The organism is Methylophilus sp. YYY-1 (assembly GCF_029132825.1).
Taxonomy (GTDB): Bacteria; Pseudomonadota; Gammaproteobacteria; order Burkholderiales; family Methylophilaceae; genus Methylophilus; species Methylophilus glucosoxydans.
Genome location: NZ_WOVG01000001.1, coordinates 1,234,105 through 1,249,513, shown reverse-complemented (window position 1 = coordinate 1,249,513; position 15,409 = coordinate 1,234,105). Strand labels below are relative to the sequence as shown.

General features: G+C 50.5%; 17 protein-coding genes. 8 read left to right on the top strand and 9 right to left on the bottom strand.

Annotation, left to right across the window (positions count from 1 at the left end; translation table 11 throughout):
* Positions 1-35 precede the first annotated feature (35 nt).
* The 7 genes from dxs to GOC95_RS06030 all read right to left on the bottom strand — a co-directional run bounded on the left by dxs (position 36) and on the right by GOC95_RS06030 (position 6,565).
* The gene (gene dxs, locus GOC95_RS06060; protein WP_275356306.1) at positions 36-1,880 is read right to left on the bottom strand and encodes a 1-deoxy-D-xylulose-5-phosphate synthase; all 1,845 of its coding nucleotides are present in this window, start codon (positions 1,878-1,880) and stop codon (positions 36-38) included.
* 2 nt (positions 1,881-1,882) lie between these two features.
* Positions 1,883-2,773 carry a farnesyl diphosphate synthase gene (locus GOC95_RS06055; RefSeq protein ID WP_275356305.1) on the bottom strand — a complete coding sequence of 297 codons (891 nt, stop codon included), beginning with the start codon at positions 2,771-2,773 and terminating at the stop codon, positions 1,883-1,885.
* 26 nt (positions 2,774-2,799) lie between these two features.
* The gene (locus GOC95_RS06050; RefSeq protein WP_194748651.1) at positions 2,800-3,045 is read right to left on the bottom strand and encodes an exodeoxyribonuclease VII small subunit; all 246 of its coding nucleotides are present in this window, start codon (positions 3,043-3,045) and stop codon (positions 2,800-2,802) included.
* Positions 3,046-3,119: 74 nt separating this feature from the next.
* Entirely contained in the window at positions 3,120-3,779 is a 660-nt protein-coding gene (locus tag GOC95_RS06045; RefSeq protein ID WP_275356304.1) for a dienelactone hydrolase family protein, read from the bottom strand.
* Positions 3,780-4,022: 243 nt separating this feature from the next.
* On the bottom strand, positions 4,023-4,373 hold the full coding sequence (locus GOC95_RS06040; protein ID WP_275356400.1) for a prepilin-type N-terminal cleavage/methylation domain-containing protein: 351 nt from the start codon (positions 4,371-4,373) through the stop codon (positions 4,023-4,025).
* A gap of 448 nt (positions 4,374-4,821) precedes the next feature.
* A complete protein-coding gene (locus GOC95_RS06035) occupies positions 4,822-5,367 on the bottom strand; it encodes an SRPBCC family protein (protein WP_275356303.1) in 546 nt (181 codons plus the stop codon).
* Positions 5,368-5,554: 187 nt separating this feature from the next.
* The gene (locus GOC95_RS06030) at positions 5,555-6,565 is read right to left on the bottom strand and encodes a YncE family protein (protein ID WP_275356302.1); all 1,011 of its coding nucleotides are present in this window, start codon (positions 6,563-6,565) and stop codon (positions 5,555-5,557) included.
* A gap of 198 nt (positions 6,566-6,763) precedes the next feature.
* Between GOC95_RS06030 and GOC95_RS06025 the strand changes: the two genes are divergently transcribed.
* A complete protein-coding gene (locus GOC95_RS06025) occupies positions 6,764-7,492 on the top strand; it encodes a hypothetical protein (RefSeq protein WP_275356301.1) in 729 nt (242 codons plus the stop codon).
* Between the two features lie 168 nt (positions 7,493-7,660).
* Positions 7,661-8,209: an RNA pyrophosphohydrolase gene (locus GOC95_RS06020; RefSeq protein WP_275356300.1), complete on the top strand. Its 549-nt coding sequence runs from the start codon at positions 7,661-7,663 to the stop codon at positions 8,207-8,209.
* Between the two features lie 14 nt (positions 8,210-8,223).
* Here the strand turns inward: GOC95_RS06020 and msrA are convergent, their stop codons facing one another.
* On the bottom strand, positions 8,224-8,739 hold the full coding sequence (gene msrA, locus GOC95_RS06015; protein WP_275356299.1) for a peptide-methionine (S)-S-oxide reductase MsrA: 516 nt from the start codon (positions 8,737-8,739) through the stop codon (positions 8,224-8,226).
* A 163-nt stretch (positions 8,740-8,902) separates the two neighbouring features.
* On the opposite strand from msrA, the gene gap (GOC95_RS06010) reads away from it, so the two are divergent.
* Both gap (GOC95_RS06010) and GOC95_RS06005 read left to right on the top strand, forming a co-directional pair.
* Complete coding sequence (gap, locus tag GOC95_RS06010; RefSeq protein WP_275356298.1) at positions 8,903-9,904, top strand: type I glyceraldehyde-3-phosphate dehydrogenase; 1,002 nt, start codon at positions 8,903-8,905, stop codon at positions 9,902-9,904.
* Between the two features lie 99 nt (positions 9,905-10,003).
* Positions 10,004-11,197, top strand: a complete 1,194-nt coding sequence (locus tag GOC95_RS06005) for a phosphoglycerate kinase (RefSeq protein WP_275356297.1) — start codon at positions 10,004-10,006, stop codon at positions 11,195-11,197.
* A 48-nt stretch (positions 11,198-11,245) separates the two neighbouring features.
* On the opposite strand, the gene GOC95_RS06000 is transcribed toward GOC95_RS06005, so the two are convergent.
* Positions 11,246-12,238: a GGDEF domain-containing protein gene (locus GOC95_RS06000; RefSeq protein WP_275356296.1), complete on the bottom strand. Its 993-nt coding sequence runs from the start codon at positions 12,236-12,238 to the stop codon at positions 11,246-11,248.
* A gap of 156 nt (positions 12,239-12,394) precedes the next feature.
* On the opposite strand from GOC95_RS06000, the gene gap (GOC95_RS05995) reads away from it, so the two are divergent.
* The 4 genes from gap (GOC95_RS05995) (at position 12,395) to ppa (ending at position 15,399) form a co-directional block, all read left to right on the top strand.
* Positions 12,395-13,456 carry a type I glyceraldehyde-3-phosphate dehydrogenase gene (gap, locus tag GOC95_RS05995; RefSeq protein ID WP_194748644.1) on the top strand — a complete coding sequence of 354 codons (1,062 nt, stop codon included), beginning with the start codon at positions 12,395-12,397 and terminating at the stop codon, positions 13,454-13,456.
* Between the two features lie 104 nt (positions 13,457-13,560).
* Positions 13,561-14,460, top strand: a complete 900-nt coding sequence (locus GOC95_RS05990) for a phosphoribosylaminoimidazolesuccinocarboxamide synthase (protein WP_275356295.1) — start codon at positions 13,561-13,563, stop codon at positions 14,458-14,460.
* 21 nt (positions 14,461-14,481) lie between these two features.
* On the top strand, positions 14,482-14,778 hold the full coding sequence (locus GOC95_RS05985; RefSeq protein ID WP_275356294.1) for a DUF1232 domain-containing protein: 297 nt from the start codon (positions 14,482-14,484) through the stop codon (positions 14,776-14,778).
* Between the two features lie 72 nt (positions 14,779-14,850).
* A complete protein-coding gene (ppa, locus tag GOC95_RS05980) occupies positions 14,851-15,399 on the top strand; it encodes an inorganic diphosphatase (RefSeq protein WP_194748641.1) in 549 nt (182 codons plus the stop codon).
* Positions 15,400-15,409 lie beyond the last annotated feature (10 nt).

The window sequence follows — 15,409 nt, the reverse complement described above, 5'->3', positions numbered from 1 at the left end:
GGGGATGCCCGCCTGTTAGTTAATAGTTGAGTTTACTACTCGGAAATTAATTTCTCAATAGCCAAGCGTATACCGGTCTCGTCTAGACCACAATCCGCAAGCATAGTTTCATGTTTGCCGTGATCAATAAAACGGTCAGGAAGTCCCAGGCAGCGGATGGCTTTCACCACGCCATGCGACTGCAAGCACTCCATGACGGCAGCGCCAGCTCCACCCTGAACAGCGTTTTCTTCCACCGTGACCAGGTAGTCGTGGGTTTGCGCCATGTGCAACACCATCGCTTCATCCAGCGGTTTGATAAAGCGCATATTCACCACGCTGGCATTCAAAGCTTCTGCAGCTTGTAATGCAGGCTGCAGCATGCTACCAAACGCCAGAATTGCCACTTTTACACCCTGTCTGACTTGGCTGGCTTTGCCGATTTCTAGCGTCGCTAACGTGGGCGATACGGTGGCACCGATGCCACTGCCGCGCGGATAACGGACAGCCGCAGTCCCGGGGTAGTGGTAGCCGGTAGACAGCATCAGCCGGCACTCGTTTTCATCGCTGGGTGCCATGATGACGATCTCCGGGATGCAGCGCAAAAAGCTTAAATCAAAGCTGCCCGCATGCGTGGGGCCATCGGCACCGACCAGCCCGGCACGGTCAATCGCCAGTAACACATCCAGTTTTTGCAGCGCAATATCGTGGATCAATTGGTCGTAAGCGCGCTGTAAAAAGGTCGAGTAGATCGCCACTACAGGCTTAAGGCCATCGCACGCCATGCCAGCAGCAAAGGTCAATGCATGTTGTTCCGCAATGCCGACATCAAAATAGCGTGCCGGATACGTCTCTGCAAAACGATTGAGACCGGAACCGTCACACATGGCAGGCGTGATGCCTATCAGTTTGTCATCTGCCGCGGCCATGTCTACCAGCCAATCACCAAACACTTGCGTATAGGTCGGACGGTCGCTGTGGCTCAGGCTGTGGCCATTTTCCGGATCAAACTTGCTTACCCCGTGGTATTTGTTTGGGTTGTCTTCGGCCGGGCTGTAGCCTTTGCCTTTTTGTGTGACCACATGCAAGAACTGCGGCCCTTGCAATTGGCGGATATTGCCCAGCGTATCCACCAGCGTGTCTATGTCGTGGCCATCAATCGGGCCGATGTAATTAAACCCGAATTCTTCAAACAGGGTGCCGGGCGTGACCATGCCTTTGGCATGTTCTTCCGCGCGTTTGGCAAATTCTTTGACGGGCGGCATGATATCCAGCACTTTTTTACCGCTACGGCGCACGCTGTCATACAGTTTGCCCGACATGAGGCGGGCCAGGTAATTGTTGAGCGCCCCCACATTGTTGGAAATGCTCATGTCGTTGTCATTGAGGATCACCAGGATATTGGTATCCATGTCGCCCGCATTATTGAGCGCCTCAAACGCCATGCCTGCGGTCATGGCACCATCACCGATAATGGCAACACTGCGGCGATCGAGTCCTTGCGCTTTGGCCGCTACTGCCATGCCTAGCGCTGCAGAAATCGAGGTGCTGGAGTGGCCGGTGCCAAAGGTGTCGTACTCACTCTCATCACGCTTGGGAAAACCGGCAATCCCGCCCGCCTTGCGCAGGCTTGCCATGGCTTCGCGTCTGCCGGTCAGAATTTTGTGCGGATAGGTTTGATGGCCCACGTCCCACACTAAGCGGTCATCCGGCGTGTTGTAAATGTAATGCAGCGCAATGGTCAGTTCGACGACGCCAAGGTTAGAGGCCAGATGCCCCCCTGTTTGCGAGACGCTTTGAATCAGAAATGCTCGCAGCTCTGCAGCCAGCACTTTGAGTTGTGTGCGCTCGAGTGCGCGTAACTCAGTGGGGGATTGAATACGGGACAACAGTGAAGTCATGATTAAAAAGGACGCTCACAAATAAATTTGGCAATCCCGCGCAGCGGATCCGCCTGGGCACCATAGCCTGCCAATAATTGCAGCGCTTCAGCATAAAGTGCTTCTACCAGCGTTTTTGCCTCCTCCAGCCCCAGCAGGCTGACGTAGGTAGACTTGTCTTGCAGCGCATCTTTGCCAGCCGTTTTGCCCAGGGTTTGCGTATCTGCTGTTGCATCGAGAATGTCATCGACAACCTGAAATGCTAGCCCCATCTTTTGGCTGTATTGCTCCAAACACTGAATTAATGCCGGTGCGGTGTCTGGCGCCGCATAAGCGCCAAGCAATGTCGCGGCTCGGATCAGCGCGCCAGTTTTATATTGATGCATGGTCTCTAACTCAGCACGCGTCAACCGTTTGCCCGTACTCTGCAAATCGATGCTTTGGCCGCCACACATGCCACGTGAGCCGGTCGCTTGTGCCAGTACCTGCACTTGCTTGAGCGCTTGTGGCGCTTGCGTCTCAGCAATGCATTCAAACGCCAGGCTTTGCAGCGCATCACCCACCAAGAGTGCCGTGGCATCGTCATACTGCTTGTGGCAGCTGGGTTTGCCACGACGCAAATCGTCGTCATCCATGCATGGCATATCGTCATGCACCAATGAAAACGCGTGTATCAACTCCACCGCTGCCGCACTGGCATCAGCCGTCATTCTGGAGGTGCCTGCCAGTTCTGCTGCGGCATAACTCAATAAGGCGCGGACCCGTTTACCCCCACCCAGCACCGAATAACGCATGGCCTGGTGCAGGCGCTCAGGCAATACTTGGTCACTTGGCAAGAGGCGAGACAGCACCTGCTCCACATGTTGTTGATGTGCGCGTGCCCAGTGATCAAAGACAAAAGCAGAAGTAGTCATGAATAAACAGGAAAGTGGCTGGCGGGTTAATTCGCTTCGAAGGGCGTCAGTTGCTGTTGTTGGTTAAGCAGCATCACGGTTTGTTCTGCTTGCTCTAAAGAGGTCTGGCAAGCTTGTAACAATTGCACGCCCTCAGTATAGGCTGCCAGCGAGGCCTCCAGCGGCAATTCGCCTGACTCCATGCGCTTGACGATGGTTTCTAGCGCCGCCAGACGTTCGGCAAAACTGGGTTGATCACTCACCGCAGACGGTGTTTTTTTGGGAGCACTCATGAAAATAGGCCTATGAAAACGCTGGCTATTTTAACAAAACTCCCCCTGCTTGCGGGATTATTCTCAAGATAGGGTTATTGCGCTGGCGGCAGCACCTTGAGCAAAAATTGGCGGATATCGTTGATCTCTTCGTCGCACACACTATGCGGCATATCGTATTCATGCCATTCCACCGCATAGCCTGCGGCCTCCAGTGTTTGCCGCGACGCTTGCGAAGTTGCCAGTGTGATTACACTATCAAAGCGCCCATGCGCCATCCAGATCGGGCACTGCTGGTTGGCTGGGTGTTTTTCTTGAGAGAGCTGGCTCTTTAAGGGTAAATAAGTGGAAAGCGCCAGTACGCCTGCCAACGTTTGCGGAAAACGCGTTGCCGTATGCAAAGCCATCGCCCCACCTTGCGAGAATCCCGCCAGTAAAATGCGGTGCGCCGGAATCCCCTGCGCAATTTCTGCTTCTATCATCGGGTTTAATATCGCTTGCATGCTTTTAATCCCAACTTCATCTTGCGGGCTATCCGGCTGTAGCCCAAAGATGTCATACCAGGCACGCATCTCGTAGCCGTTATTCAGAGTAACTGGACGATAGGGGGCGTGGGGTAAGATAAATTTTATGTGGGGCAGGTTGAGCATCTGTACCACAGGCTCAAAGTCATGTCCGTCGGCACCTAGGCCGTGTAGCCAGAAAATGCATGATTGTTTATGACAGGTAGCATTTAGAGTGATGTTTTTGAGCATAACTTGCGCTTGAAATTGTAGTTTGCCTAATCATAATTTATTTCTGAGGCAATCAATGATGAGTACTAGTCAGCTTTTTTAAAATTTTGAGAATGTTTTTCTTAGGTCTATCTTCACTCTATCAAGATGGTAGGGGCGATTTCAGGTTAAGCGTTGATCATTTTGGTAGGGCGTGAGTTGCGTTGCTCTGCAATAAAAAACGAAAGCCCGATTAACGGGCTTTCGTTTATTCCCCCTAGGGAGTTAAGATGCTGCAGCTCTGGAGCATGTTGCACCTTGAGACATATCACATGTAATGACTCGGCCTGTACCAGCGTTATTAGCTGGTACAGGGTTAAATGTTGTGGTTGCAGCTGTTGGCGTTGCAATTAGAGTGCAGGCTGATGGTCTGTGCGCATTCACTGGACGATTAACTGTAAGAGCAGCTAGAGAGCTTTTCGCGTATGCACTGGCCTCTGCCAAGCATGCCGAGTCTGCTGCTTCACGGGTGTAATCCTGATATGCCGGAATCGCCACTGAAGCCAAAATACCAATAATCGCCACTACGATCATTAACTCAATCAGGGTAAAGCCTTGTTGTACGTGTTTTTTCATCATGTTTTCCTTCAAGTCAAGTTTAAAGTCAGTTACTTCTTTGTTTAAGTCACTGCTTTTTCAACAGTGTTGGCTAACCCTAAAGCAACAGGCGTGCCAATCCGCTTTTGTAGTTTGTAACTGATTGAAAAATATGAATTAAAGGGTTTTTATGCTTTATTTCTTTGAATTGAATTTAAAAAGTGAGGGCTTGGTTGCGATTAGTTAAGCTGACAGAAAGTGACAGGCTTTGCCCATCTTTGACAGAATAGGTGATGGTTTTGGGCAGGTGGTTTGGCTAAATGCAAAAAAGGGATTGTGTGGTACACAATCCCTTTACTTGGTGCCAGTCGCTTGCTTTTGGCCGTGACTGATTTGCAAAAACAGTGCTGTTTACAACGTAAGACTTACCAGAATTTCCACCAGGGTTTACTGTTGCCTTGCGATTTTTTTCCAGAACCCTGGCTAATTACTTTCCCGATTCGGCAACCTTTTTCAGGCTTTCGAGACCTGGATCAAAAAAGTCGTCGAGCGCCTTGGTCGCGGCATCATCATTTTGCTCAGGCTTTGGAATGTTGGAGGAATCGGCGCGAGTGTAGCTGCCTTTGACTGAAACGACAGTGTCATTGCCGTTGGCAGTCACTGTGATCATTGGGTAAAAGTTAGCAAACTGTAATGTACTTTTTTCATACACATATTCATATTTAACGCGCATGCCAGCGTCGTCAATAAAACGCAGTTTTTCGTACATGACGCCGCCGTTTTTCAGTTTGACGGTGCGGTAGGTGGCATCGTCGCCGTTTTCATCTTTTTTCTGCTCTACGGTGGTAGACACAACGCCTGAATGCCAGGCTTGTTCGTTCCCAAAATCTTTGACCAATGCCCATACTTTTGCAGCAGGCGCTTTGATGGTGACGCTTTTTTCAAAGCGTAAGGCTGCTGCACCGTGTGCACCAGCGGTGAGGGGGATCAACGGCAATAAAGAAACAGCAATCATGCCTAGAAATTTTTTCATTACATATCTCCTGAAATTTACAGACTTTTAAAACTAAAGCTCGGCGTGGATCGGTAAGCGGTCAAAGTGTTTTAAAAAACAATCCGAGACTTTACCCAAAAATAAACTTCTTTGCGACTAATTCATTGGTCATCCTGTGAAAAAATCAAAAAATAGACTGCTTTGGCTCTGCACAGCCCTTTTCTTGCTATTTCGCTTCGAGAATAAATTGCCCGAAAGAGCGGCATAACTTAGGACTGCTGATCGTTTGCGTCACGGTATTGGTGAGTGCATCAATGATGGAGACATTGTCAGTACCCCAGTTGACGACCAGTACCTGATTACTGGCCTTGTCGTATTCAATGCCCTCGGGATATTCGCCCACAGCGATGGTTTTGATGGTGTTGCCATTGGTCAAATCAATTACCGATACGCTTTCGGCGTGATTGTTGCTCACGTAAGCACGACGGCCATCTGGACTAATCGCCACGCCATAAGGATGCTGCCCGGTTTTGACGGTGCTGGCCTGATAGGTCTCTACATTCAGCAAGGTCAGCGTGTTGCTGACCACATTAACGACAAACACGGTTTTACCATCCGGGCTCAAGCTTAGTGCAAAGGGATGCAGACCAACGGGCACTTGCGCGATGGTTTTCAAGGTTTTGGTATCGACCACGGTGACATCGTTACTGTCGCGGTTGGCGATAAACAGTTTTTTGTTATCCGCACTGACCAGCAAGCCGGAAGGGGTTTTGCCCGCTTTGAAGGTTTGCTGTTTTTCAGGATGCGCAGTATCTACTGCAATCACTTGCTCACCGCCCCAATCGGCCACGTACAAGGTTTTCTCGTCGCGGCTTAATGCAATGCCAACGGCTTGGGCGTTGACCGGAATTTCTTGCACCGTTTGTTGGGTGGCGCTATTAATCACTGACACGGTTTGGCTATTAGCGTTGCTGATATACACACGCTGTTTTTTAGGCGCAATGGCGACCCCAACCGGCGCTTTCCCCACCGCAATGGTACGCGTAACTTGCTTGCTGGCAATATTCAGCACGGATACACTGTCACTGCCTTGATTTGTTATATATGCAAGATTTTCAGCGAAACATGTTTGGCAGATAGTAATGAGCAGGATGTTTGCAAGTGACTTTTCGATCAACGCCAGATATTGTTTCAAACATCGAAAAAAATAATTTGGGTTCTTGAGTAACGTACGCATAACAATCAAACGAAGTATTCTTAGATTTGGTTGACATCAATCTTTTTGAGTGAATTGAAATTGAATACTGTGGTTTTTAAGTGATTAAATTCATTAAAAAAAGTATTTTTTTCTTCTACCCAAATGGGCTATGTTAATTTTCAATTTTTATAGGGTAATATCGGTAAGAGGGAATAATTTAAACTTTGAGGAGACACTATGAAACACATGTATTTAGCCGGTTTAAAGTTGTTGCTGTCAATATCAATGCTATCGCTTGCAAACTCTGCTTTTGCGATAACTACTACGACGGGAACGGTGGTCGGTTCTGATTTTGTTAACGGTCAGTCTACATACGCTACTACTTTTTCAGACGGTACGATTGCAACATTTACAGGCAGTAGCGCGTTTAAGAAGAAAAGCCAGGACGGTATCACTGGTGTTGGGATTGCCGGTGGTAGAACAGATGGCGAAATTGATATCGGTGAACGATTGACGGGTTCTTTCTCTAAAGAGGTAATTGTTTCCTCCCTGAATTTGGCATTGTTGTTTGATGGTCCTGAGTACGGTGATGTTAAAGAGGTTGCTAAACTGCTGGTGAATTTTGCGGATGGCGGTACAGCTTCATATTACCTAACCGCGACAGGCGTGCATACTGCAGCATGGACTGGTGAAGGTAGTGTTTTGTCAATTGGCAGTGGTGCTGTAAACGGTGGTACTGGCGCTTGGCAAATCAATAATCCATTTGGTTTCCGTTCTGTTGACAGCATCTCATTCACAGCGGTAAAAGGTTATCCGAAATCAACTTGCCCTAGTTGCGATAATCAATCAGATTATACCTTTGTGGGAATGGTTGTAACGCCAGTGCCTGAAGCTCAAAGTTCTGCAATGATGTTAGCCGGATTACTTTTTATGGCTGGTTTGTACATTCGTCGTATCAGAGCTTAAAACTGACACTTCATCAAGTGTAAAAAGTTACTTGTTCAAAAAAGCTCACGATCAGTGGGCTTTTTTGTTGCTTAAAACGAGCTGTTTGTAAATACTCTGACATCGGTTGTCCTTTCATTAAAGTCTAAAGTGTGAAAAAATTGCATGAAATATTGAAGGCAGTTTTTTATGTTAGATCGTGATGGATACCGTCCAAACGTCGGAATTGTGCTTTGCAATACGCACAATCAGGTGTTTTGGGGCAAGCGTATCAGGGAACATGCATGGCAGTTTCCGCAAGGCGGCATCAAATATGGTGAAACGCCTGAGCAAGCCATGTATCGTGAATTGATGGAAGAGGTTGGCCTCAAGCCTGAGCACGTTAAAATTCTGGGCCGTACACGTGACTGGCTGCGCTATGACGTGCCTACCAGCTGGGTCAAGCGCGAGTGGCGCGGAAGCTACAAAGGACAAAAGCAGATCTGGTTTTTGTTGCGCCTGATCGGGCGTGACAGTGATGTGTCATTGCGCGCGACCGAGCATCCCGAGTTTGATGCCTGGCGCTGGAGTGAGTATTGGGTGCCGCTGGAGGATGTGATCGAATTCAAGCGCGAGGTCTATCAATTGGCCTTGAATGAGTTGGCGACTTTTCTGCATCATCCTGCCAGACGCCATTATCCTAAAGCACGCAAACCCTCGGCCGTGACCAAGCAGCCGCCCACCGTAACGCCAGAATAATGTTCATGCCTGGTTTATAACCAGCTTGCTGTTGCGCGATCTTGCGGTAATATCCACTGCGGTCTCAGGCCGTGGCAGGTGTAGCCGTTGGGGTAACGCACCAGATAGTCCTGATGCTCTGGTTCTGCCAGCCAGAAATCTGTTGCGGGCGTAAGCTCGGTGACAATTTTGCCGGGCCAGATGCCTGAGGCGTTCATTTCAGTGATCAATTGTTCGGCAACAGCTTTCTGTGCTGCTGATGCATAAAAAATGGCTGATCTGTAAGAGGGCCCCAAATCGTTACCCTGGCGGTTGGGCGTGGTCGGGTCGTGAATCTGAAAGAAAAACACCAGTAATTGCCGCAGGCTGATCTGCGCGGGATCAAATACAATCTCGATCGCCTCGGCATGGTTGCCATGATTTTTGTAAGTGGCATGGGGCACCTCTCCGCCGGTATAGCCTACCCGTGTGCTAATGATGCCTGGCAGTCTTCTGATTAAATCCTGCATGCCCCAAAAGCAGCCACCCGCCAGAATAATGTTGTCTTGCATAACCTTCCTCTTTCATCACAAGCAGCCCTGCGTGGTCAAAATGACCGGGTTTTAAATATGGGAATGCTTGAGTCGTGTATCAAATCAAACACTTACTGTCTGTCCAGTATAGTGTGTTTAGGTTAAAATACTTCATTTTAGTTCTAACAATGTTGGGGAGCATATGTCAGTCAAGGTAGGCATTAACGGGTTTGGACGGATAGGTCGCATGGCGTTGCGTGCGGCAATTGAGCAGCCAGAGTTCAGCAATATTGAAGTGGTCGCGATTAACAGCTCATATGATGTTGAATACATGATGTATTTGCTCAAGTATGACTCAGTCCATGGTCGGTTTAATGCCAAAGTAGAAGCTGACAATGGCGCGTTGGTCGTGAATGGTAAGCGTATCCATTTGACGGCTGAGCGTGACCCGAACAATATTGACTGGCGCAAAGGCGGTGCAGAGATTGTGGTGGAGTCCACCGGCGCCTTTTTGACTCAGGAAACCTGCCAGCCGCATATTCAAGGCGGTGCCAAAAAAGTAGTGCAATCTGCGCCGGGTAAAGATGATACTCCCATGTTTGTATTTGGCGTGAATCACCATGAGTATACTGGTCAGGCCATTATTTCAGCGGCTTCGTGTACCACCAACGGCTTGGCGCCTTTAGCCAAAGTCTTGCACGATAGCTTTGGTATCAAGCGTGGCCTGATGACCACCATTCATGCCGCCACTGCATCACAACTCACGGTTGATGGCACCTCCAAAAAAGACTGGCGCGGTGGTCGCAGTGTGTTTGAAAACATTATTCCTTCGAGTACAGGCGCGGCCAAGGCGGTGGGCAAGGTGATTCCTTCCCTCAACAAAAAACTCACCGGCATGTCCATGCGCGTGCCTTCTGCCGATGTGTCTGTCGTTGACCTGACCGTGGAGCTCAATATCGAAACGACTTATGAGGCCATTTGTGCAGCCATGCAACAAGCTGCTGACGGCGCGCTGAAAGGCGTACTGGAATACACCAACGAGAAGGTGGTTTCCAGTGACTTCCGTAGCAGCCCAGCCGCCAGTGTGTTTGATGCCGATGCCGGCATTATGCTGGATCCGACCTTTGTTAAAGTGGTCGGCTGGTATGACAATGAATACGGATATACCTGTAACCTGCTGCGTCTGGTTCAACACATTGCTTAATCATGCACGGGGCTTTATGCCCCGTTTGCTTTTGCCAAACAGCTTTTTATCCTTACCAGTTTATATTCAAGCGGCGCCGACCGCTCAAGGGAGACCTTCATGAAATTCATCAAAATGACCGACCTCGATTTACGTGGCAAGCGCGTTTTCATCCGTGCGGATCTCAATGTGCCGGTAAAAGATGGCGTAGTGACCAGTGATGCCAGAATTGTGGCCAGCATGCCCACCATAGAATATGCATTAAAAGCCGGCGCCAAAGTGATGGTGACCTCACACCTGGGCCGTCCTGAAGAGGGGGTGTATACCGAAGAAAACTCCCTGAAGCCCGTGGCCGATGTCATGAGCAAGCTATTGGGTCAGCCGGTCCGTCTGGTGAAAAACTGGCTGGCACCGAATGCGCCTGAAGACAGTTTGACCACAGAGGACGGTCAGTTGATTTTGCTCGAAAACTGCCGCTTTAATGTGGGTGAGAAAAAAAACAATGATGAGTTGGCCAAAAAGTACGCCGCGCTCTGCGATGTATTTGTCATGGATGCCTTTGGCACTGCGCACCGCGCCGAAGCCTCCACCCACGGCATTGCCAAATTTGCACCTGTCGCCTGTGCCGGTATTTTGCTGACCGAAGAGCTGGATGCCTTGAGCCAGGCCTTGCTGGCCCCGGCTCGTCCGCTGGTGGCGATTGTGGGCGGGTCTAAAGTCTCTACCAAGCTCACCGTGCTGGAAAGTTTGTCTGACAAAGTGGATCAACTGGTGGTAGGCGGCGGCATCGCCAATACCTTCCTCAAGGCGGCGGGTCATGAAATAGGCAAATCGCTATGCGAAGACGACCTGGTGGAAACGGCCAAAGGCCTGATGGGGAAAATGGCTGCCCGTGGCGCTTGTGTGCCGATTGCCAAAGATGTGGTTGTGGGCAAGCAGTTTGATGCGAATGAGCCTGCCGTCAAAAAAGCTGCGACCGAAGTGGCAACGGATGACATGATTTTTGATATTGGCGCGCAATCCGCGGCCGAGTTGGTCGATATCATCATGAAAGCCGGTACCGTGGTCTGGAATGGCCCGGTCGGTGTGTTTGAGTTTGACCAGTTTGGCGAAGGCACCAAAACCATTGCCAAGGCGATTGCCGAAACCAAGGCGTTTACGCTGGCCGGCGGCGGTGACACCATTGCCGCCATTCAAAAATACGACATCTATGACAAAGTGTCTTACATCTCAACGGCCGGCGGCGCGTTTTTGGAGTTTCTGGAAGGCAAGACCTTGCCTGCGGTGGCCATGCTGGAAGCGCGTGCTGCCTAGTTTTTGCTCACCGCGGTGAGCTGCTCGCGGACTTAGCCCACATTTGGGCTACACCGAGAGCGGCACCGTCAGTCTGTGGTGTTTGTCGTACACTTCAACGCGATTACGGCCCTGTTTTTTTGCCACATACAGGGCCTTGTCCGCTTGTTCCAGCAGTAAATTACCGTCTTCACTAAAATTGAGCCACTGGGTGCGTGCGGGTTGCTCCTTTGTGGATTGCGCATGATGGGCGCCCAGTGAGGCAATGCCTATACTCACTGTCATCAAGCGGTGTCCGGCAAAACGGATATCCAGCGCCATGATTTTTTGCCGGATGCGCTCGGCAATTTTGACGGCTTCAGCCTGCGTGGTCTGGCCCAGTACCAATACAAACTCTTCTCCACCGTAGCGTGCAGCCAGATCTCCTGGCCGGTTACTAAAGCCTTGCAGAATGGTGGCGACTTGGCGCAAACAGTCATCGCCAGCGGCATGCCCCATGCTGTCATTGAGTTGCTTGAAGTGATCCGCATCGACCATCATCACACTCAGACTGGATTGATGGCGGATCGCGCGTGACCACTCATCCCGCATGAATTGCTCCAGTCGACGGCGGTTGGCGAGGCCGGTGAGCGGGTCTGTCAGTGTGAGGGCAGAAATCCGGTCTTCGACCTGCTTGTGATGCGTGATATTGGTGAGGGTCAGCAAAAAGCACGGGCATTGCTCTGCGAGGCTGCTTTGCATCGGCTGCAAATTCAAGGTCAGCCAGGTCGGCTCCTGGGTTGGGGTGTGGCAGAGGTAATCAATACTGAAATGGTCACGTGCCCCACTTAATACCTGTTGAACGCCCTCCAGCAAGGCTGGCTGGTTGGTGTCTTCATTGGCCTTGCAAATATCGAGATAGGCGATGCCAAACCAGTCTGTGTCAAGTTGCAGGCCGTAAAACAGGCCAAAGCTGCGCCAAGCCTGATTCACATAGAGAATGCTACTTGCTTCATCAATCACTGCCACTTGCAATGATAATGTATCCAGAATACCACTCAGTAATTGCTCTGCAACGTTCACAAAATATCCGATGGGCGGGGGGCTTGAATGATTTAAAGTTTTTAAGTTTTCAACTCTATTCTATTCAAGGCCACGATGACTGTCTAACGCTAACTGCTCAAAATGAGCATCAAAATTGCTTGTTTTAGGATATCCACGACAAAAGGAGTCCAAAAAATGACTGTTCGGATCGGCATAAACGGGTTTGGCAGAATTGGGCGCATGGTGCTCAGAGCCGCTTTAAATCAGGCAGAGTTCAAAGATGTGGAGGTGGTGGCGATCAACGGCATCGAGGCGCCCGAGCAGATGTTGTATATGCTCAAGTACGATTCGGTGCACGGTCGTCTCGCATACGATGCACAGTTAGAGGGCGAATCGCTGGTGGTGAATGGCAAGCCCATCCGGTTGACGGCACATCGTGATCCGGCGCAGATTGACTGGGCCAGTGCAAACGTGGATGTGGTGGTGGAGTGTACTGGTGTCTTTCTGACCAAGGAAACCTGTGCTGCACACATCAATGGGGGCGCGCGCATTGTCGTCCAATCAGCGCCAGGGAAGGACGACACGCCTATGTATGTCTATGGCGTCAATCATTACCATTATCGCGGTGAAGAAATTGTTTCTGCCGCCTCTTGCACCACCAATGGCCTGGCGCCTATGGCCAAGGTGTTGCATGACCATTTTGGCATCAAACGTGGATTGATGACCACTATTCATGCGGCCACGGCGACTCAAAAAACGGTGGATGGGACGTCGAACAAAGATTGGCGGGGAGGTCGCGGCGTCTTTGATAACATTATTCCTTCAAGTACCGGGGCGGCCAAGGCCGTCGGTAAAGTGATTCCGGCCCTCAACAAAAAGTTAACCGGCATGGCCATGCGTATTCCGTCGGCAGATGTGTCGGTGGTTGACCTGACGGTCGAGTTGCAGCAAAAAACCACTTATGAAGACATCTGCGCCGTGATGAAGTACGCCGCAGAGCGAGATTTGAAGGGGGTACTGGGGTATACCGATGAGGCCGTGGTTTCCAGTGATTTCAGAGGCTACCCAGCTGCCAGCGTGTTTGATGCATCGGCTGGCATTATGCTGGACCCCTCTTTTGTGAAGCTGGTAGCCTGGTACGACAATGAGTATGGTTATACCTGCAATTTGCTGCGTCTGACGCGCTATGTGGGCTATGCCAAGCTGTGCATGACCAATTTGCCTGATCCGGTCGAGATTGAAGAGGTGGCTGCTTAGCGAGACGGCCTCCATTTGCGGGCTGATGTCGTTACCGGACAATTTATTCGCCTGCAAGGGCGTGGCGCATTTATAATGCGGTTTTTACTTTTGTGATCACGATTATGTCAGCGCCATTGCTCGAAACTTCTATCAAGAGTCTGAAAAAACTGCACCAGGGGAAGGTGCGTGATATCTACGATATCGACGCGCAGACCATGCTGCTGGTCAGTACAGATCGCTTGAGTGCTTTTGATGTGATCTTGCCCACGGGGATTCAACACAAGGGCGCGATGCTGACGCAAATGGCCAACTTCTGGTTTGAGCAATTGCAGAATGTGGTGCCTAATCACTTGACCGGGATCGCGCCGGAATCTGTAGTCGCGCCGGATGAAGTGGCGCAGGTCAAAGGCCGTGCCGTGGTGGTCAAAAAACTCAAAGCCTTGCCATTGGAAGCGATTGTGCGCGGGTATCTGGTGGGCAGCGGCTGGAAAGAGTATCAGGCCAAGGGCACGGTATGTGATATTCCGCTGCCAGCAGGCCTGCAACTGGCGCAGCAGTTGCCACAACCTTTGTTTACCCCTTCGAGCAAGGCGGCGGTAGGCGAGCATGATGAAAATATCAGTATTGCCCAGGTGGAAGCCCTGATTGGTAAAGCGCTCACGGCCCAGGTCGAGCAGGCGGCAATTGCGCTGTATACGCGTGCGGCCGAGTATGCGCGTACCAAAGGCATCATCATTGCCGATACCAAGTTTGAATTTGGTGTGGATGCGCAAGGGGTATTGCATGTGATGGACGAGGTATTGACGCCTGATTCTTCACGCTTCTGGCCTGCAGACCAGTATCAGGTAGGCAGCAACCCGCCCAGCTACGATAAACAGTATGTGCGTGACTGGCTGGAAAGTTGCGGTTGGGACAAGACGCCGCCAGGCCCGGAATTACCAGCTGACGTGGCTCAACGCACCTCGGACAAGTACATGGAGGCATTTGCCAAACTCACCGGCCGCACGCTGCAGGTGGATTGACCGCTGAATCTGTCAAGGGCGATGGGGTTTCGTGCACAACTGGTGACGCTGGGCCAACGCTTTAAACAAGAGGTCTTGTTTTATCGCGCATTGCTTGCACATCCGCAAACGCCCTGGTTAGCCAAAGTGTTATTATGGCTAGCCCTGGCGTATCTGGTGTTGCCGTTTGATCTGATTCCCGACTTTATTCCGCTGATTGGCCAGCTTGATGAGATGGTGATTATTCCGCTGTTGCTGTATCTCGCGCTCAAGCTGATTCCTGTGGCGATCAGGCAGGCATGCCGCGATGCGGTCGCGGCTGCGCAGGATCAAAAATAGTGTTGTTTGCCAGCAAATGTTCATATTAATCGCCTATAATGGCGATTTTTTTATAGGGATAGGTTTAAAAACATGTCTTTGAATTTGGTGCCTAGCGGCAAAGATTTGCCCCACGACTTTAACGTCATTATCGAGATCCCAGCCAATGGTGATCCAGTGAAATATGAAGTAGATAAAGAAAGCGGTGCGCTGTTCGTCGATCGCTTTATGGGCACCTCCATGCAGTATCCATGTAACTATGGTTACATTCCACATACCCTGGGCGATGATGGAGACCCGGTGGATGTGCTGGTGATTACGCCAGTGCCTTTGTTGCCAGGTGTGGTCGTGCGTTGCCGTGCATTGGGCATGCTGAAAATGACAGACGAAGCGGGTGGTGATGCCAAAGTGCTGGCGGTGCCGGTTGAGAAAGTCTGCGGCCTCTATGCTTATCAAAAAACATTGACCGATGTATCGCCTTGGCGCCTGGATATGATTGCGCACTTCTTTGAGCACTACAAAGATCTGGACAAGGGTAAGTGGGTGAAAATTGAAGGTTGGGTGGGGATTGAAGATGCCCACAAGGAAATCGTGGATGGGGTTGCCCGTTACAACAAGGCCGAAGTGAAGCCAGCGTTTTAAAGTGAAGCCA